Annotated in this window: 17 protein-coding genes and 1 other RNA gene; 6 read left to right on the top strand and 12 right to left on the bottom strand. The window is 35.1% G+C overall.

Annotated elements, in window-relative coordinates; genetic code table 11:
* The 4 genes from JN09_RS02760 to pyk all read left to right on the top strand — a co-directional run bounded on the left by JN09_RS02760 (position 1) and on the right by pyk (position 6083).
* Complete coding sequence (locus JN09_RS02760) at positions 1 to 1638, top strand: nucleoside kinase (protein WP_204432417.1); 1638 nt, start codon at positions 1 to 3, stop codon at positions 1636 to 1638.
* Between the two features lie 20 nt (positions 1639 to 1658).
* The gene (locus tag JN09_RS02755; protein ID WP_204432415.1) at positions 1659 to 2735 is read left to right on the top strand and encodes a hypothetical protein; all 1077 of its coding nucleotides are present in this window, start codon (positions 1659 to 1661) and stop codon (positions 2733 to 2735) included.
* Positions 2736 to 3454: 719 nt separating this feature from the next.
* A complete protein-coding gene (locus JN09_RS02750) occupies positions 3455 to 4435 on the top strand; it encodes an asparaginase (protein ID WP_204432413.1) in 981 nt (326 codons plus the stop codon).
* Positions 4436 to 4661: 226 nt separating this feature from the next.
* The gene (gene pyk, locus JN09_RS02745) at positions 4662 to 6083 is read left to right on the top strand and encodes a pyruvate kinase (protein ID WP_268939099.1); all 1422 of its coding nucleotides are present in this window, start codon (positions 4662 to 4664) and stop codon (positions 6081 to 6083) included.
* A 44-nt stretch (positions 6084 to 6127) separates the two neighbouring features.
* Here the strand turns inward: pyk and JN09_RS02740 are convergent, their stop codons facing one another.
* The 5 genes from JN09_RS02740 to lepA all read right to left on the bottom strand — a co-directional run bounded on the left by JN09_RS02740 (position 6128) and on the right by lepA (position 12362).
* Positions 6128 to 7267: a hypothetical protein gene (locus tag JN09_RS02740; RefSeq protein WP_204432408.1), complete on the bottom strand. Its 1140-nt coding sequence runs from the start codon at positions 7265 to 7267 to the stop codon at positions 6128 to 6130.
* A gap of 1 nt (position 7268) precedes the next feature.
* Positions 7269 to 8450 carry a phosphopentomutase gene (gene deoB, locus JN09_RS02735; protein ID WP_204432406.1) on the bottom strand — a complete coding sequence of 394 codons (1182 nt, stop codon included), beginning with the start codon at positions 8448 to 8450 and terminating at the stop codon, positions 7269 to 7271.
* A gap of 1 nt (position 8451) precedes the next feature.
* Positions 8452 to 9351, bottom strand: coding sequence for a site-specific tyrosine recombinase XerD (gene xerD, locus JN09_RS02730; protein ID WP_204432405.1), 900 nt, complete (start codon positions 9349 to 9351; stop codon positions 8452 to 8454).
* Entirely contained in the window at positions 9348 to 10439 is a 1092-nt protein-coding gene (gene hemW, locus JN09_RS02725; protein ID WP_204432404.1) for a radical SAM family heme chaperone HemW, read from the bottom strand. The genes xerD and hemW overlap by 4 nt, the downstream gene beginning before the upstream one ends.
* A 99-nt stretch (positions 10440 to 10538) precedes the next feature.
* Entirely contained in the window at positions 10539 to 12362 is a 1824-nt protein-coding gene (gene lepA, locus JN09_RS02720) for a translation elongation factor 4 (protein WP_204432402.1), read from the bottom strand.
* Between the two features lie 198 nt (positions 12363 to 12560).
* Between lepA and JN09_RS02715 the strand changes: the two genes are divergently transcribed.
* Positions 12561 to 13295: a hypothetical protein gene (locus JN09_RS02715; RefSeq protein WP_204432400.1), complete on the top strand. Its 735-nt coding sequence runs from the start codon at positions 12561 to 12563 to the stop codon at positions 13293 to 13295.
* A gap of 92 nt (positions 13296 to 13387) precedes the next feature.
* Here the strand turns inward: JN09_RS02715 and rnpB are convergent.
* The 6 genes from rnpB to truB form a co-directional block, all read right to left on the bottom strand.
* Positions 13388 to 13714, bottom strand: an RNA gene (gene rnpB / locus JN09_RS02710) — RNase P RNA component class B.
* An 89-nt stretch (positions 13715 to 13803) separates the two neighbouring features.
* Entirely contained in the window at positions 13804 to 15939 is a 2136-nt protein-coding gene (locus JN09_RS02705) for a polyribonucleotide nucleotidyltransferase (protein WP_204432399.1), read from the bottom strand.
* 117 nt (positions 15940 to 16056) lie between these two features.
* Complete coding sequence (gene rpsO, locus JN09_RS02700) at positions 16057 to 16326, bottom strand: 30S ribosomal protein S15 (protein ID WP_204432398.1); 270 nt, start codon at positions 16324 to 16326, stop codon at positions 16057 to 16059.
* A gap of 98 nt (positions 16327 to 16424) precedes the next feature.
* Complete coding sequence (locus JN09_RS02695) at positions 16425 to 16748, bottom strand: cyclic-di-AMP receptor (protein ID WP_204432397.1); 324 nt, start codon at positions 16746 to 16748, stop codon at positions 16425 to 16427.
* A gap of 34 nt (positions 16749 to 16782) precedes the next feature.
* A complete protein-coding gene (locus JN09_RS02690) occupies positions 16783 to 17691 on the bottom strand; it encodes a bifunctional riboflavin kinase/FAD synthetase (RefSeq protein ID WP_204432396.1) in 909 nt (302 codons plus the stop codon).
* Positions 17692 to 17693: 2 nt separating this feature from the next.
* A complete protein-coding gene (gene truB / locus JN09_RS02685) occupies positions 17694 to 18554 on the bottom strand; it encodes a tRNA pseudouridine(55) synthase TruB (RefSeq protein ID WP_204432394.1) in 861 nt (286 codons plus the stop codon).
* A gap of 89 nt (positions 18555 to 18643) precedes the next feature.
* On the opposite strand from truB, the gene JN09_RS02680 reads away from it, so the two are divergent.
* Positions 18644 to 19090, top strand: coding sequence for a GNAT family N-acetyltransferase (locus tag JN09_RS02680; RefSeq protein WP_204432392.1), 447 nt, complete (start codon positions 18644 to 18646; stop codon positions 19088 to 19090).
* A gap of 41 nt (positions 19091 to 19131) precedes the next feature.
* Here the strand turns inward: JN09_RS02680 and JN09_RS02675 are convergent.
* Positions 19132 to 19372: hypothetical protein (locus tag JN09_RS02675; RefSeq protein WP_204432389.1), on the bottom strand; the 241-nt coding region annotated here is incomplete at its 5' end.

The following is a 19372-nucleotide window of genomic DNA, read 5'->3' as shown; positions in this document are numbered from 1 at the left end:
ATGATAAAAATAGTAGTAAACAAAAAGCAGTACGAAGTTGAGTCTGGTACAACACTAGAACAACTAAAAAAGCAGCTTAATCTTGAAGCTTATGCCGCAACTGTCAATAACAGAATTCGTGAATTGACTTTCCCTCTAACAAAGAACTCAGAGGTTCAATTCTTGGATTTAACCGACAGAGATGCCGTAAGAATCTATGAGTCGACATTAAGATATGTCATATCTATGGCTGTAAAAAACTTGTATCCTGAAGTGAGTGTTAAATTCAACTACAGCGTTTCAAGAGCGATTCTTGGTATATTAGATAATTTAGATCATAAATTAGACCGAAATACCATCAAATCCATTGATTCTGAAATTCAAAGAATCATTGAGCAAGATTTACCGATTGAAAGAAAAACAATCGATTTAGATGAAGCAATCGAGATGTATAGATCTCATGGCTATCTAGACAAAGTGAATATCTTAAAATACCGTGATGAAGACAAAGTAAACATGTACACATGTGAAGAATACTTCAACTATATGTTTGGTTACATGTTACCTTCTACAGGCTATCTAAAAGAATATGCACTATCGCTTTACCACCCAGGTTTTATTATTCAATACCCAAGAAGTGAATTGGGAGGTATCATCCCACCATTTGATGATGCACCAATCTTCTCAAAAACCATTAAAGAAGCAACCAAATGGGGGAAGAATATTGATGGCGACTACATTCATAAGTTAAACCAATACGTTGAAAAAGGCTTAACTGTTGAACTTATTAACATGTGTGAAACAAAGCATAACAGACAAATGGCTGAGCTCGGAGAACGCATTTATCAAGACATCGATTCAATCCGTTTAATCGCAATCGCAGGCCCTTCTTCAAGCGGCAAAACAACATTTAGTACACGTTTGAGAATTGAACTGTTATCTCGCGGTATTAAGCCATTAATGATTTCAATTGACGATTATTATCAACCAAAAGATCAAGCTCCGAAAGACCAATTTGGTAATCCGGATTTAGAACACATCGAAGCACTAGATATTAGCTTATTCGATGAACAAATGTTGGCACTTATTCAAGGTGAAGAGGTTACATTACCACACTTCAACTTCAAAACAGGCCGCAGAGAAGCTGGTAGAAAAGTTAAAATTAGTGAAGCTACACCAATCATCATTGAAGGTATTCATGCCTTGAACGACAGATTGACTTCATCTATTCCACAACATCAAAAATTCAAAGTATTCATTGCGCCACAAACTCAATTACACATTGATGACCAAAATCCAATTAGCTTTACAGATTTAAGATTATTAAGACGTATTGTTAGGGATCAAAAGTTCAGAAACTCACCTGCAGATGAAACCATCTCAATGTGGGCAAGCGTAAGACGCGGAGAATTCAAGTGGATTTATCCATATCAAGAAACCGCAAACTACGTATTCAACTCAGAATTAACTTATGAATTGGCTGTATTAAAGAAACATGCATATAGAACTCTAAACAATATCTCTAGAGAGTCTGAGCATTTCATCACAGCTAACAGATTACTGAAGTTCTTAAAGTACTTCATTGATATTGAAGATGATTTAGTTCCAAACAACTCATTATTAAGAGAATTTATCGGTGGATCAGTATTCCACGTATAACCCTTTAAGGAGGTGCTAATTTGAAGTGTCTAGAATCCTTAGAACGAAGAGCTCAAATACCCAATGATTTAATGTTAAAACTGTTTAAATTATACGAGTCTAAAGGTCAATCGTTCTATTATAAAGATTTGTTTTCAAGAGATGACGAAGTCATGTCACGAAACACGTTAGAACAGGATACACAGGCATTGGCCCAGTATTTGGACCTAAAATTAACTCTGCCAAGAATCAAGCTTCTAAGTGATCCAAAAAAGGACTTTGCTGCAAAAAACAAAGACGAAGTCCTACTAAAGAACTTAAAAGACATACTACAAAGGATTCAGTTGTTAGGAGATACGTTCTACCTTTCAACTAACGAAGTAAAAGATTTAGCATTTAGCCTTGCTAGAGATTACTCTGACATCAGATTAGTCAAGAAAAACAATGCTAAATCCCCAAAAGTAACTGATAATTTTGATGATTTTCCTACTGAAGAGAAACTCATTAAGCTTGTAGAAGCTTTTAATAAGACCTTTAGAAGCAAGAAATATGAGACCATTCAAATCATATCTAACTTCTATATCGACTTTATTAAGCTTGAGTTATTTACTAGTCATAACGAATTATTAGGCTTAATACTTATCTATACGGTCATTTCTAATCAATTTAAAGTATGTAGATATGATTCATTCTTTAAGGCCTTATTACCACTAAAAGAACAGTTCTCAAATGCATTTATTCAAGCAGGATACAACTGGAGTGAAGGCTATTCACAAACAGAATCCATCGCAAGAGTGTTTGTTGCAGTATTAGATGAACTTCATAGAAATGTAGAGATAAAGGCTCATGAATATGAGTTTGATCGTAAGATGAATAAATCAGATAGTATCGAAGGTACAATCTTGAAAGGGTCAACTACCTTCAGCAAAAATGATATTAGAGATAAGCATCCATACTCAAGTGATGCAACCATCAATCGTACATTAATGAGTATGAAGGAACGAGGATTAATCAGACCACTTGGAAATGGTCGTAGTGCAAAGTGGCAGAGAATTGCTCCTAAGAGTGAAAAATTCAATCCACAGCAACTCGAATTATTTCCAACTAATAATGACTAGATTTATAAAACCAATCTAAGCACAGTCTAAAACGGCTGCGCTTTTTTTATACATAAAATCTGAATTAATATTCATATTATAGAATTGAATTTAGATGTTAAATAGATTTCATACGGTCTGGTCGATTACGAGAAGTTGATGATTATAGAAACTTAAAACGATTAGATGCAAGACTACTTTGATACACACCCCATGAATGAAAGAAGAAGAGGAAGTAGTAGCCTTATGATCGAAACTCTGTCTTGGAAGGTCAAAAGCAACGAAAAATGTCCCAGATAGAGAAAGTATAAGCATCTTCGTAGCCGTTTTGTCTACAAACTTCTCTCGAGATGCTTTAAATACATAATAATCATTTTATGAGTACGATTAAAACAGTTAATAAAAGCTCTTATGGTTCAATAAACACACCAATGATTGTTTTATTGATATAATTTAACCCGAAGAAGATGACTATTTTATTTCTACGTTTGTTCCTATAATGTATATTATGTTAACCGTTTATAATTGCGATAGTGATGAGATGATAGGGTTTTGTGTGGGTATGTTGGTATGTTGGTAACTGTAAACTTTGGCCTTCTTCAAGTATGGTGTGTCGTTTTTATCGTTTTTAAGAAACGTATTGTGCCTTCACAACCTTATTAACGAGCCATTGATTTTTCTGTTCGTTTGTTTACTCACATTTGGCATTTCCATGATAAAATATTTCCGGAGATGATCTTATGATGCAAAAAATACTTATCTTATTTACTGGCGGTACGATTTCAATGACTACTGACCTCTCTACAAAAAAAACTGTCTTAGATGATTCAAATATAGATTTGATATCATCAATTAGTAAGCGCTTTCAAAATAATGAGTTAGTTCCATTAGTTTTCTCTATGAAACCTTCTCCCGCAATGACTCCTAATGATATGTGTCGTATTGGCCAGTTGATTGATGAAAAACTTTCACAAGATGATTACGCAGGTTGTGTCGTTACTCACGGTACAGATACCTTAGAGGAAACTTCCTACTTCTTGGATTTATTTTTACAAACTCGTAAGCCTGTCGTTGTAACGGGTTCTATGCGAAACTATTCTGAACTTGGGTATGATGGATTCTCAAACCTTGTTAGTTCAATTTTGGTTGCCGGAAATCCTGCTTCAATTAATCGTGGGGTTCTCGTATGTTTGAATGATGAAATTAATTCTGCCTCTGAAGTTACTAAGACACATACATTAGCTTTAGATACATTTAAGTCTATGGAGTTTGGTCCTTTAGGGATTGTCGATGAACAAGATGTGATCTATTATCGCGAATCGGTTAAGCATAAATACCACTTAACACCTTCTCAATTGACCGCACGTGTGGACATTATTAAGGTTACAACTGGAATGGATTCATCTTTGCTAAATTATTATGTGGAATCTAAGCTTGTTAATGGGATTGTCCTAGAGGCCTTTGGTCGTGGAAATGTACCTCCAACAATGGTCGATGGTATTAAAAATGCAATCAATCATGGCATAAAAGTTGTTGTTACTTCTAGATGTCCGAAAGGTCGAGTTAGAGATACATATGCATATGCAGGTGGTGGAGCTCATTTAAAGGAGCTTGGCGTATTGTTTTCTGGGGATCTATCAAGTCAAAAATCAAGAATCAAATTACTATTGGCATTGAGCCTAAATAACGACAATATAGACCAATATTTTGAAATTGCATAAATTCAGTCTAGATATTCTAGGCTTTTTTTATTATGAATTTTTCGGTTCTAAAATCATTTTAGTATAATTTGATAAGAAAGCCATTTAAAAGATATTTATTAATGCGTTTTCATTGATTGAAAATGAAAAAAGCATACGCTTACATATCGCATTTCATACTTTTTGTGGTAATATAGTATTGTATGTTTATTCTTATTACACGTGATTTAAAATTAGAGTTGGAGGGATGTTTGTGAAAAGAAAAACAAAGATTGTATGTACAATTGGTCCATCAAGTGAAAGTGAAATTATGATCGAAAAAATGATCGAAGCTGGAATGAATGTAGCTCGATTGAACTTTTCACATGGTTCACATGAAGAACATAAAGCGCGTATTGAAACAATTAGAAAAGTCGCCAAGAGAATGGAACGCTTCGTTGGTATTCTTGCCGATACAAAAGGTCCTGAGATTAGAACAGGCGTATTCGAAAATGGCTTTGCCACTTTCAAAAAGGGCGATATTGTAAGAGTTCACAAAGAACCTATTTTAGGTACTAAAGAAGCTTTTCATATCGATTGTAATGAACTGTATGACGATATTAAAGTTGGTGATTTCTTATTAATTGATGACGGCAAAATGCGTCTTAATATCATTGAATCAACTCCAACCATTTTAACATGTGAGATTGTTAATAATGGGATTATCAAAACCAAAAAAGGTGTGAATGTACCTAACGTAAAACTATCAATGCCATTTGTATCTAAAAAGGACAGAGAAGATATCGAGTTCTGTGCTCAAATGGAAGTTGATATGATTGCTTTATCCTTTGTTAGACGTAAAGACGACGTATTGGAAATTAAGAAAGTATTAAAAGACTTAAATGCACCTAAAATTGAATTAATCGCGAAGATTGAATCTCAAGAAGGTGTTGATGAGTTAGATGGCATCTTAGAAGCTTCTGATGGCGTAATGGTCGCAAGAGGTGACTTAGGTGTTGAAGTATCAACTCAACTAGTTCCATTATATCAAAAGAGAATTATTGCGAAAGCAAATGAAAAAGGAAAACCAGTCATTACAGCAACACATATGTTAGAGTCAATGATGAGCAACCCAAGACCTACTCGCGCTGAAGCTTCTGACGTCGCAAACGCGATTTTAGACGGTTCTGATGCTATTATGTTATCAGGTGAATCAGCTGCAGGTGAATATCCAGTTGAATCGGTTCAAACAATGGACATTATTGCAACTGCAATTGAAGAAAACATTCCTTACTATGACAAGTTACAAAAAGCAATTACTACTTCTCAACCTACAGTAAACGATGCGATTGGTATCTCAGTTAGCCAAAGTGCACTAATCCTTCCTGAGGTAAAAGCTATTGTGGCATTTACTGAAACAGGTGGAACACCTAAACGTCTATGCAAATTTAGACCATCGGTTCCAATCATCGGCGTTGCAAACAATAAAAAGACTTGTACTCAACTAACTTATTATTGGGGAGTTATACCTGCTTACCGCAAAGACTTCACTGATATGGGTTCATATGACAGAGTGGCTGTTGAAGTTGCTCAAGAATTCGGATTAGTTAAAGGTGACAAAATCATCATCACATCTGGTTGGGCTCAAAAACATGGATCAACCAATACACTTCGTATTATTGAAATATAAGACAAAAAAAACTATCAAAATTTGATAGTTTTTTTTATAGTTGTTTATTGAATTGCATCCTCAGGTTGATCGATTGAATCCGTTGTTTCTACGACGGGTTCATTTACCTCAATTTGAGATTTTTTCTTGCGATTTTTCTTTGGCTTATCCATTACTTCAGGTTCTAGAGTGACCTCTTCAGTTGACTCATCAACTGGTTCTGACACTTTGATAGAATTTGATGCTGTAGTTTCAACTACTGGATGATGCTCATGCTCAGTTTTCTTTGATTTCTTAGAATGTTCCACAACATTTTCTGACTTTAGTTGCTCTTTTGCAACTTTATCAGTATTGATTGATTCAACTTCTGAAATTGCATTTGTGAATTCAGCTTTAATTGTTTGAAGTTTGATTCGTTCGATTTCCAGTTCTTTGGCTTTCTTCAACGCTTCAAGTTCTAATTCTCTAGTACGGTTTTCCTTGATCGCTTGTTCACGGATACGAATCTCGTTAAGTTTAAACTCATCTTGATCGAGTTTATATCTAATCGCATCGTGTTCTTTCTTTTGTTGTCTTCGAATTTCTGATTCCCTCAATGCTTTATTGGTTGATAAAGCCATATGACGTTTGAGTTTTGCAAATGGTCTGAACAGTAATCCAATGATAAGTCCTGTACGCTCAATAAGATTATATTGGCCGCTTTCAAAACGTTTTTTCTTGCGATCTAGTTTTTCAGCATGCATAATCTTCCTAAACTCTTTACGCATAAATTTGTTGTTTACACGAGGTTTAATGGCTTTCCTTAGACCTATTTCGTTTTCTACATAAATCTTGAATTTACGATATTTTTTGCGATTATTGAAGACGAACGGCTTAATCTCATTTAAATCAAAACGAGTTTGATATTTACTTCTAGGAGCAATCATAACAACTTTTTCTTCAATTGGGTGTGAAATATTCCCCAGTTCGACACCAACCACATTGATATGGTTAGTTGAGAAGGCTTTGTTGATAATGGTTAAATTGATGTATTGAATCCCATCAATTTCTAGCAACGATTCGTTGATGTAAAACTCTTGTTCACCTACACGGCTCGCTATACGTTTTAGTTGGTTAATAATTACCAAAAGTAACACTAAAAGTAGGAAAAGTGCGGAGAAGATGATGATTGTTTCAGGGGTTAATTCTTTTAACCATTCAAGCATATTATGCCTCCTTTAGATTTTTGAGGAATGACTTACCATATTCGGTTTTATCGACTTTAAAGTTTTCAGAAATTGTAGCAGCGATATCAGCAAATGTGAACATTGCTGGTAGAGCTTTACCTGGTTTACCTTTTTGGTAAGCAAGTAGTGGAACATATTCACGAGTATGGTCGGTTCCATGATGGATTGGATCGTTTCCATGGTCCGCTGTAATCATTAATAAGTCGTTTTCATTTAAATTAGCAATTAAATCTGGTAATTGACGGTCAAAATCCTCAATAGCTTTTCCGTATCCAATTGGATCTCTTCGATGGCCATATAATGCATCAAAATCGACTAGATTTAAGAAGCAAAGCCCTTTAAATGGATGATTTTTTGCAATTTTTGTGATTTTATCCATGCCATCATCGTTTGAAACAGTACGTTCATAATTATTGATACCTTCGCCAACGAATATGTCATTAATCTTTCCTAAGGCGATAACATCGAATCCAGCTTCATCAAGATAGTTCAGTGTTGTCTTTCCAGTAGGTTTTAATGCATAATCATGTCTGTTAGGTGTACGTTTAAAGCTATTCTTGTCTTTTCCAACAAATGGACGTGCAATAACTCTAGCTACTTTCCATTCTTCTTTCATTGTAATTTCACGAGCAATTTCACAAATACGATATTGTTCTTCGATTGGAATGATATCTTCGTGCATTGCGATTTGTAATACTGAATCAGCAGAGGTATAGACAATTAAGTCACCCGTCTTCATGTGTTGTTCACCAAGTTCAACAAGGATTTCAGTACCTGAAGCAGATTTGTTACCAATAATTCCTCTACCTGTTTGTCTAGAAAGTTCGTCTAATAGCTCTTTTGGAAAACCAGTATCAGTGAACGTTTGGAAAGGTTCAGTGATATAAAGACCCATCATTTCCCAGTGACCAGTCATAGTGTCTTTTCCTTTAGAAGCCTCCTGAATCTTAGTATAACTTGCTAGCGGGTTGCTAACTGCAGGAACACCTTTGATTGGAACTATATTTCCATAACCAAGTTTTTGCATGTTTGGTATTCTTAAGTTCATTCTTTCTGCAATGTGTCCGATTGTGTTTGATCCTAAATCGTTGTAGTCTTTAGCATCAGGTGCTTCGCCACAGCCTAAACTGTCCATGACGATTAAAAAAATTCTTTTATACATTTTATTTCTCCTTTGCGCGTGGATGCGTTTCTAAATAGACATCCTTCAAATGTTTTTGACTAATATGAGTGTAAATCTGTGTGGTTTGTATATCTTCATGACCCAATAAGGATTGTAATGTCCTTAAATCAACGCCAGCCTCAAGCAAATGAGTAGCAAATGAGTGTCTTAAAGTATGAGGAGATACTTCTTTATTTATGCCTGCATTTTGAGCAAGTTTTTTCAATAATTTAAAGAATCCTTGACGTGATAGTCTTTGTCCGTATTGATTTACGAATAAATAGTCTACTGTACTATTAATTGTAAGTTTATTTCGTGCTTTTGTCAAATACTGTCTCAATGCAATTACAGACAATTCTCCAAGTGGAACTTCGCGTTCTTTATTTCCTTTGCCAATTACTCTAACATGACCGGCAGTTAAGTGAATATCTTGGATTTTTAAGTCAAGTAATTCAGAAACACGTAAGCCAGATCCGTAGATTAATTCCAGTAATGCTTGGTTTCTTAGTGCTAGAGGATCATCACCCTGAATGGCTTGCAACAGTTTAACGACTTCATCAACAGATAGCACTTGTGGAAGAGTTTTTATCGTTTTTGGAGATTCAATTTCGATTGCTGGGTTATTATCAGTCTCTTTTTCAATATATAAAAACTGATGAAACCCTTTAATTGCAGTTAGTTTTCTTGAACTAGACTTACTAGACAACTGTTTGTTCTTGAGTGTTTTTAAATAGGCTTCAACATGTTTCTTCTCAATTTTTCTGACATTTTTGATTGAATGATACTTTTCTAAGAAGCTTCGGTATTGTTCTAAATCTCTTAGGTAAGCCATAATTGTGTTTTGAGATAAGCCCTTTTCACGTTTTAAATAGTATTCATAGTCTTTTAGCAAATAGATCATACAAACACCTCAAATACTTGATTGCCTAATAGAAAACCTTTTTGGGTTAGTTTTAAATAGTCCTTTTCGATTGTAATCAGTCCAAGTTCAAAGAACTTAGATAAGTCAGGATAGGATTCAATCACATCGACATTATATTTTTCTTTAATCTCTTTTAAGTTAACCCCACTGGAACGTCTTAAGCCAAAGATGAGTGAGTCAGACAGTCTTTGATAATCTGTTTCAACATAACTGCCTTGTCTTGGCATGTGATAATATTCGGATAAGTGTCGATGATTATAATATCTGATCTTACCATCGTATCCATGAGCACCAGCCCCAATAGCATCATAAGGTTCCATTGTCCAATACAGTTGGTTGTGCATGGAATACTTGTGATCTTTTGCAAAATTAGAGATTTCATATTGCTCATAACCCTGTTCTTTCAGTTTTTGAACAATCATCTCATACATATCTGCTTCTAGGTCGATATCTGTTTGATTGAATTCTTTCTTCAAATACTTATGATAGAAGACTGTTTTTTCTTCTAAAATGAGAGAATAATAGGATACATGAGGGACATCGAGTTTCTTTAACAGTTCCAGATCGTTTTCAATTGAGTTAATGGTTTGTCCTGGTATTGAGAAAATTAAATCGATGCTAATGTTGGTAATACCAATTGATTTTAACGAGTATACTGTGTCGAATACTTGCTGATTAGAGTGCTTTCTTCCAATATATTCAAGAATAGGTGCTTCGAATGATTGAACACCTAAACTCACACGGTTTATTCCGTATTCTTTAAATAACAACCCTTTTTCGTGCGTATAGGATTCTGGGTTGACTTCAATTGTAAACTCAGTTGGGTTATATCGACTTAATAACTTAAATAGTGTCTTTAGTTGATCAACCGAAAGCATTGATGGTGTCCCACCACCTAAGTAAATCGTATCGTAGAATGGAACATTATCAGTTATGGTTAAAAAATCTTTTTCTAGGTATGCTAAATATTCATCAATCATGGATTGATTTTTTGCAACCCTTTTTGCAAAATCACAGTAAAAGCAAATGTGTTCGCAAAAAGGAATGTGTACATATAAACCTCGCATTATTAATCACCTATTTCATTATAGCATAGGTTTACATAATGTGTTTGTAGAAATCATTTCAATCAATAAAAAAGGAGTCAGGAAATATCCTGAATCCTATTACTCGTCTGAGTTTGATAAGATTGCCATAAAAGCTTCTTGTGGGACTTCAACAGAACCTACAGCCTTCATTCGTTTCTTGCCGGCTTTTTGTTTTTCTAATAATTTACGTTTACGAGATATATCTCCACCGTAACACTTAGCTAATACGTCTTTTCTCATCGCTTTAATGGTTGATCTTGCGATAATTTTGTTCGAAACAGCTGCCTGAACAGGGATTTCAAACATTTGACGTGGAATCAAGTCTTTAAGTTTATCAGTGATGGCTTTCCCTCTTTGGTATGCAAAATCTCTATGAACGATAATGGATAATGCATCGACTACTTCACCATTTAATAAGATATCCATCTTTTGAAGCTTAGATTCTTTATATTCACCAATTTCATAGTCGAATGAGGCATAACCCTTCGTAGATGATTTTAGTTTATCGAAGAAGTCATAGACAATTTCTGAAAGCGGTAATTCATAATGAATTAAAACTCTTGTTTTATCTAAATATTTCATATCACCGAAGATACCACGTTTTTTCTGGCATAAATCCATAACAGCTCCAACAAATTCTGTTGGACACATGATTTGTGCTTTTACATAAGGTTCTTCAATGGAATCAATTTCTTGAGGCGTTGGCAATTTTGAAGGGTTATCAACTACAACCATTTCACCATTGGTCAAATTCACATGATAAATAACGGAAGGTGCAGTTGCGATAAGTTCAATACCAAATTCTCTATCCAGACGTTCTTGAATGACTTCCATATGAAGTAATCCTAAGAATCCTGTTCTAAAACCAAATCCTAAAGCTTGTGAAGTTTCTGGTTCATAAGCTAATGAGGCATCATTTAAAGCAAGTTTTTCTAAAGCGTCTTTTAAATCGTTATATTTTGAGTTATCAATTGGATATAATCCGCAGAATACAACAGGATTGAGTTTTCTATACCCTGGTAAAGCACGTTTTGCAGGATTATCTTTGAGTGTAATCGTGTCCCCTACACGCACGTGTTCTATATCTTTAATGGATGCAGTTAGGTAACCTACATCCCCTACAGCTAGAAAATCGCGTTTTTCTTCTTTAGGGGTATGAACTCCAACTTCAATGACTTCATAACTTGAACCATTACTCATCATTTGAATGGTATCGCCTTTCTTCAATATCCCATTTTTAATTCGAATATAAGGAATAACGCCTCTATATGAATCAAATACTGAGTCAAAGATTAATGCTTGAAGAGGTTCATCAATCGATCCCTGTGGAGCAGGAACATATTCAACGATTTGATCAAGTATTTCTGTAATCCCTATTCCAGATTTAGCACTCGCTAAAACGGCATTTTCAGCAGGAATTCCAATGATATCTTCAATTTCATGTTTTACCCTTTCCGGATCGGCACTTGGTAGGTCAATTTTATTAATAACTGGGAGAATTTCCAAATTATTATCCAAAGCCAAATAAACGTTTGCTAGTGTTTGAGCTTGGATACCTTGTGCGGCATCAACTACTAGTATAGCGCCTTCACATGCAGCAAGTGATCTAGACACTTCATAGGTAAAGTCTACGTGACCTGGAGTGTCGATTAAGTGGAAAGTATAATCCTCACCATCTTTGGCATGGTATATGATTTCAACAGCAGTTAACTTAATGGTTATACCACGTTCGCGTTCAAGATCCATACCATCAAGTATTTGAGCTTTCATTTCTCTGGAAGTTAAGGTTTTAGTTTGCTCTAAAATACGGTCAGCCAATGTTGACTTACCGTGATCAATGTGAGCTATGATTGAAAAATTTCTAATTCGCTTCTGTCTTTCTAAAATTTCATGTTTGTTCAATATTTGCACATCACTTTCTAACCGTTAAAATTTTATCACTTTATGGCTTTATTAGCAAGAAATTTCGATATTTGAAGAGGATATAACAGAAAAACGTTTTCACTATAGCCTATACGAAAATTATGTTGCATTTTTGTTGACAAATCTTTATAATATTAGTGTACAAGATGATTTCAAATTAAATAGGAGGAAAAATTAATGAGAAAATTCTTTTTAGTCGCTCTCACATTCGTTGCTGCGCTTGCATTAGCTGCATGTAATGGTGATAAGAAGGCAACCGCTTATGGACTAGTTCATGGGCATTATGTAGGTGAAGTAACTGTTACAGTTGCAAACAACAAGGTGAAAGATGTAAAAATCGAAGAATACTTCTTACCTTATAGCTGGGCAAAAGTATCTAACGAAGCTGGCGATTTAGTCGTTGTTGTTGATGGAGCAAGAGGCGCATCAAACTATGCAAAATACATCAAAATCGGTGACAAGTTATTTACTGCTGAAGTTTTGGGTGAAGCTACAAAGCAAACTATCAACTATAAAGCTGATGGTATCGCAAACTTAGAAGAGTATGTTAAGACTCATGACAATGCAAAATGGTATGTAGATCAAGTCAAAGCTGACAAGTTCTTCGTTGCTAATGCTTCAGGTGTTAAAGAAACTACTTTAACTCGTAATGATGCGACTTCAAACACTTCAATGAAGAAATCCGAATCTGGTTACTGGCCAAAAGGTGACAAATATCCACTAGGTTGGTCTGGAAACGTTGAAGCTATGATCGAAGCTTTCGTTGGTGAAAAATTAACTGCAACAGAAACTACTAAAGATGCAACTTCTAAAAAATGGAGCTTTGGTACAGTTGAAACTGGTGCAACATTAACTGACTTCGCTGATTACTACAAATTAGCAAAAGCTGCTTACGAACAAGCAAGCAAATAATCATTAATCAGATAAACTACTTCTCAATTGAAGTAGTTTTTTTTTAGTGAAATAAAAAAACAGCAAAAGCTGTTTTTTAAATGGGTGTCAATATGCATAAGCCATGTTCTGTCTCTTTCGAGTGTAATCATTTATCTCTATTTCTAGCTCCAAAATGCATTCAGTTCTGCTTTTAGAGTGCCCCTACCAAAATTTGGGTTACTAGCTTGTGGGGTTTACCGCGTTTCATTTACTCATTTCTGAATAACTCGTCTCTGTGGCACTTTAAGGTTCATTCATAGTTTCCCTTAGAATGAATACCTGCCGTTATGCCGAAGCATACCCTAAGTTATTGTTTCCTTAGGCGCAAACACTACAGTCATCGCAGACTGTGCTAGCATGGACTTTCCTAACCATTTCTGGCTCGATTACCTTCTATTGACTCACTCATTTTAGACTATTTTCTATTATTTGTCAACCAAGTCAAAAAAAGCACCATCATTTCTGATGAGTGCTTTTATTATATATATTAGTTTTCTTCTAAAGCGTCTTTTCTAGATAGGTCAATTCTACCTTTGTCATCGATTCCAATGCACTTAACTAGAATAACATCGCCAACTGAAACAACGGATTCAACTTTTTCAATGCGTTCTTTAGCAAGTTTTGAAATATGTACTAGGCCTTCAGTACCTTTCCATAATTCCACGAAGCATCCGAATTTTTCAATTCTTACGACTTTACCTTCATAAATCTTGCCAACTTCAGCAACTTTAGTTAAGTTTAAGATCATTTCCTTAGCTTTGTTTAACCATTGTGTATCTGAGTGCATAATGAAGACTCTACCATCTTGTTCAATATCAATCTTAACTTGATTACAGTCTTCGATGATTTGAGTAATGATCTTACCACCTGCTCCGATAACATCTCTGATCTTGTCAGGATTGATTCTGAACATTGCAACTTTTGGTGCATATTGTGATAGATCTTCTCTAACAGCTGGAATGGTTTCTAACATATGTTTTAAGATATGTAAGCGGCCTTTTTTCGCTTGGTGTAGAGCTTCTCTTAAGATATCTTCAGTTAAACCGTCAATCTTGATATCCATTTGTAGAGCCGTAATACCTGTTTCAGTACCAGCTACTTTAAAGTCCATATCTCCGAAGTGGTCTTCTAAGCCTTGAATGTCGGATAAGATTGAATAGTGTTCACCTTTTTTAATTAAACCCATTGCAATACCTGCAACTGGAGCCTTTAAAGGAACCCCTGCAGCCATTAAGCTCATTGTACCTGCACAAATCGAAGCTTGTGAGGTTGAACCGTTAGATTCGAGAATTTCCGATACAACTCTAATAGTGTATGGGAATTCTTCTTCACTTGGAAGTACTTGCAGAATGGCTCTTTCACCAAGGGCGCCATGTCCGATTTCTCTTCTTCCAGGTGAACCGTAACGACCTGTTTCACCAACTGAAAATTGAGGGAAATTATAATGTAACATAAAACGTTTGGAGTCTTCTGGGCTTAAACCATCGATAATTTGGTTTTCTCCAAGAGATCCTAATGTTGTAATAGATAATGCTTGGGTTTGTCCACGAGTGAATAAAGCAGATCCGTGTACACGAGGAAGAACGTCAACTCTACTTGAAAGTGGTCTAACTTCATCCAAGGCACGTCCATCAGGACGAACTTTATCTTCAGTAATTAAACGTCTGACTTCATCAATTTCGATGTTTTCAAGCGTTAGTTTTACAGATTTCATATATTCTTTGTGTGCATCAGTATCTAGTACTTGAACACCGTCAACTTCTTTCCAGAAAGTTTTAGCACCAAATTTTTCAACTGTTTCATCGATAATTACATTTAAAGCATGTTGTCTTTCATGTTTACCTTTAACAGATACAGCTTCGATCATTCTTGCTTCTGCAAACTCTTTAACAGCTTTTTCGATGTCTTTGTCAATTTCAAATGAGTCAAATGAGGCTTTTTCTTTGCCAATTTCTTTTTGAATCATTTCTTGGAATTCAACAATTTTCTTGATTTCAGCATGTCCAAACATTAGCGCTTCTAACATTTCGTCTTCAGAAACTTGTTTAGCACCGGCTTCAACCATATTGATTGCATCTTTTGTACCAGCAACCGTTAAATCAATATCACTTTGTTCCATTTCTGCAACGGTTGGATTGATGATTAATTTCCCATTAACACGGCCGACAATTACACCTGCGATGCCCATCTTAAATGGAATATCAGATAACATTAACACTAGTGAAGAACCAATCATTGCGGTCATTTCTGGTGTTGCATCATGATCTGATGACATAACTGTGTTAATGATTTGAACTTCATTTCTGAATCCGTCTGGGAATAAAGGTCTAATAGGTCTGTCAATTAAACGTGAAGTTAAGGTTTCATGTTCAGATGGTCTACCTTCTCTTCTTAAGAACCCTCCAGGAATTTTACCTGCGGCATAAAGTTTTTCTTGATAAATCACCATTAATGGAAAGAAATCCATTGGTGATGGTTCATCCTTTGAAGCAACTACTGATAATACAGCAGAATCTCCATAATATAGCATTGCTGCTGCATTGGCTTGTTTCGCTAATTCGCCGATTTCGACTCTTAGCACACGGCCACCAATCTCCGTTTGATACGTGCGTTTTTCACTCATAATATAAAAATCTCCTTCATTTTATATTTTCTTTCTTATATATTCGCATACTCTTATTATTATACAATAATAGTTTAGTTTTTACTAGCAAAAAAAAAGATTGCAAAGTGCAATCTTTTAGCCTCTTAATCCTAATTTAGCGATTAAAGCAGTATAGCTTTCTAAATCTGATTTCTTTAGATAAGCCATTAGACGTTTACGACGTCCGATTTTTTGGAACAAGCCTCTTTTTGAGTGGAAATCGTGCTTGTGTTCGATTAAATGCGCATTTAATTGATTGATTTCTTCAGTCAATACAGCGATTTGAACTTGTGCAGAACCAGTGTCTTTGTCATTGATTCTGTAAGCTTCTATTAATGCTTGTTTTACATCTTTTGAAATTGCCATGTTTTTATTCCTTTCTCGATAAACTAAAGATAGGGAGGCACCCACAATCCTTGTTTTCGCCATTACTATTTTAGCACATTTGATTAAAATATCAAGTGTTATAGTTTAATAAATTGTTCAACGTTGATTACGAACACGGTTGCGCCACCAACTTTGACTTCAACAGGTAATGAAGAGAACATACCAAATTCACTGATAATCGAATTTGGAACGAGTTTTGCTCTTGTTTTACTGTGTTCTTCAATGATTTCTAGGATTCTTGGTACTTTTTCATCGTTTGTACCAATCAAAAATGTTGTATTTCCTGTTAATAGGAATCCCCCAGTTGTCGCAAGCTTCGTTACGAAATAGTTTTCTTTAACCAGAGCCTTTGATACTTTATTTGCATCATCATTTGAAATAATCGCTAGTACGAGTTTCATATGAACACCACCTTTATTTAATTATATCAAAGGTTTAATCTGATATCAACGATTTATTCGAGAATCTCTTTACGTCTTCAATGTCTTTCATAAGTTGCACTATGAGCTTTTCTTTAGATTCAAATTGCTTTTCTGGTCTTAAATATTGTCTAAAAATGATTTCTAACTTATCTCCATAAAGGGTTTGATTAAAGTTTAGAATGTAGACTTCTACACGTTTCTTGATTGAATAGTTGATGGTAGGATTGTAACCTATATTTAATGCGCCAGGATACATAATCCCCTTATGGATAACATCTACATAATACACGCCATTTGGGGGTAACACATACGATTCTAGATCCAGGTTTGCGGTTGGCATACCAAGTGTTCTGCCGACTTTATCGCCATGAACGACAACACCTTCGATACTATAAGGGCGTCCTAATAGGAGTTCCGCTCGAGCTAGTTCTCCTGAATAGAGTAAGTCTTTTATATAGGTTGTCGAGATTCTAGTTTCTTGATGGACAACGTCATCTAATACGATAACTTCGAATTCCTTCCTCAAATCCTCGACATGACCGGATGCATGACTTCCAAATCTGAAATCAACACCAAGTACTAATCGCTTCACGTTTAGTCTCTTTAACTGATCAATGAAAGCTTCCTTGGAAGTTTGAGCCATTTCTTTGTCAAACTCTGCGATAAACATATGGTCAATGCCTAAAGACTTGACGATTTCTATTTTCTTTTCTAATGACATAATGATCACATGATCTTTCATGTTCCTTAACACTTTCATTGGGTGAGGAGCAAAAGTTAACAATGCACTTTCGGTGTCCGGATACTTCGTGTTCATGATTAATAATTGATGTCCGCGATGCAACCCATCAAAATTCCCGATTGTAAGCGTCAGTGGTTTATCATTTGTCATGTCTGAAAAACGTTTATGTTGTAAATCCATGGTTATTCTCCTAACTGAATTATCGGCTTATAATTCGTCTGATCTTTCTGATATAAAGCCAATAATTCTCCTGTTTTTGATACTGCGACGAATGGTCCTTCAATAGTGGTTTGACGTTCATCTAACCGAATGCCATTCTTAATTAAGGGAATCATATAGTCTTCCACAACAACTTTATCCAATGTTGTCATGAAATCACTTAATGAAATCGATGGTTGTGTTTGTTCTGTAACCTCATCCAATCGATAACTATCTTCGATTCTAAACGAACCACTTTTTATTCGTCTTAAAGCCGATAAATGTGAAGGAATTTCAAGAAGCAGACCTAAATCATGCGCTATTGAACGAATATATGTCCCTTTAGATACTGATAAAAGCGCTTCAAAACAGTTATTTTTAAGTGGCTTAGTAATCACGAATGTTTGGATGTCTATTGGTCTTGATTGAATTTCTACTGCTTCGTTGTTTCTTGCATATTCATAAAGTTTCTTACCGTCTACTTTAATTGCTGCGAATAGAGGAGGCATTTGCTCTTTACGCATAGTCAAAGTCTCTATCCCCTTACTAAGTGTCTCATTTGTAAGCGTAAAAAGGGACTTTTCATGAACTATTTTCCCTGTTTTATCGAAAGTATCTGTTGAAAAACCAAATGTTATTTCAGCAACATAAGTCTTTTGTTTTTCTAATAATAAGTTTGATAACTTCGTGGCTTTTCCAACTAGAACCACAAGTAAGCCAGTTGCCATTGGATCAAGGGTTCCGGCATGACCTATTTCCTTATTTTTTAGTGTTTTTCTTAATTTTCTAACAACATCAAAAGACGTTATGCCTTCTGGTTTATCTATAAGATAGATACCTTCCATGTAAATCACCAAAACTATTATACCTCATAAATAGCTTAATCCTGTAAAAAACACGTTTTTCGTGTATAATCTTTCTTGAGGTGTAATATATGAATGCTGTAATCTGTCAAAAAACGTTTGATGAACTAACCAATCAGGAACTGTATGAAATATTAGAACTGAGATCTCTTGTATTTGTTGTAGAGCAAAATGCCATTTATCAAGACCTAGATGGAAAAGATCAAGCTTCCACACATTTCTTTATTAAAGAGAACAATAAAGTGGTTGCCTATATTAGAACATTACCAAAAGGCATCAAATTTGAGGATTCTGCTTCACTCGGCAGAGTCGTGACCAATAAAGATGTTAGACATTCTGGTTATGCAAGATCCCTAATCAATAAAGGTATTGAGCATCTTCTTAATACTGAGTCTAGTATCGTTATTGAAGGCCAGGCATATCTAAGAGCCTATTATGAATCTTTTGGATTTAGAGTGATTAGTGATTTATACTTGGTTGATGGTATTGATCACTATAAAATGATACTTAATCGATAATGTAAAAAAAAACTGACGAGTGGTGAAGAGTGTTGGTGAAATCACCGATGCTTCTCCAAAATGTCAGTAATGCCTTTATCATTTAAAAACGTTTGATAGTTAACTTGCTTTGTTGATTTTTGTATCCGCTTATACAGATCAGTAATCAAATCATTCTTTGCTTTTAACTGTTCTTTCTTGTTTTTCGAGTCTGCTAAGATTAGTTGATTGTGCCTGTATGTGAAAAAGTTAAGGTAGTGTTGAAGATACTTCAGTCTAAACCCGGCATGTTTGAATAGATAT

Origin of the sequence: Paracholeplasma morum (assembly GCF_016907055.1) — a bacterium.
In the GTDB taxonomy this organism is placed as follows: domain Bacteria; phylum Bacillota_I; class Bacilli_A; order Acholeplasmatales; family UBA5453; genus Paracholeplasma; species Paracholeplasma morum.
Note: the sequence above shows the minus strand (reverse complement) of the source record. Positions and strands in the feature narration are given on the sequence as shown.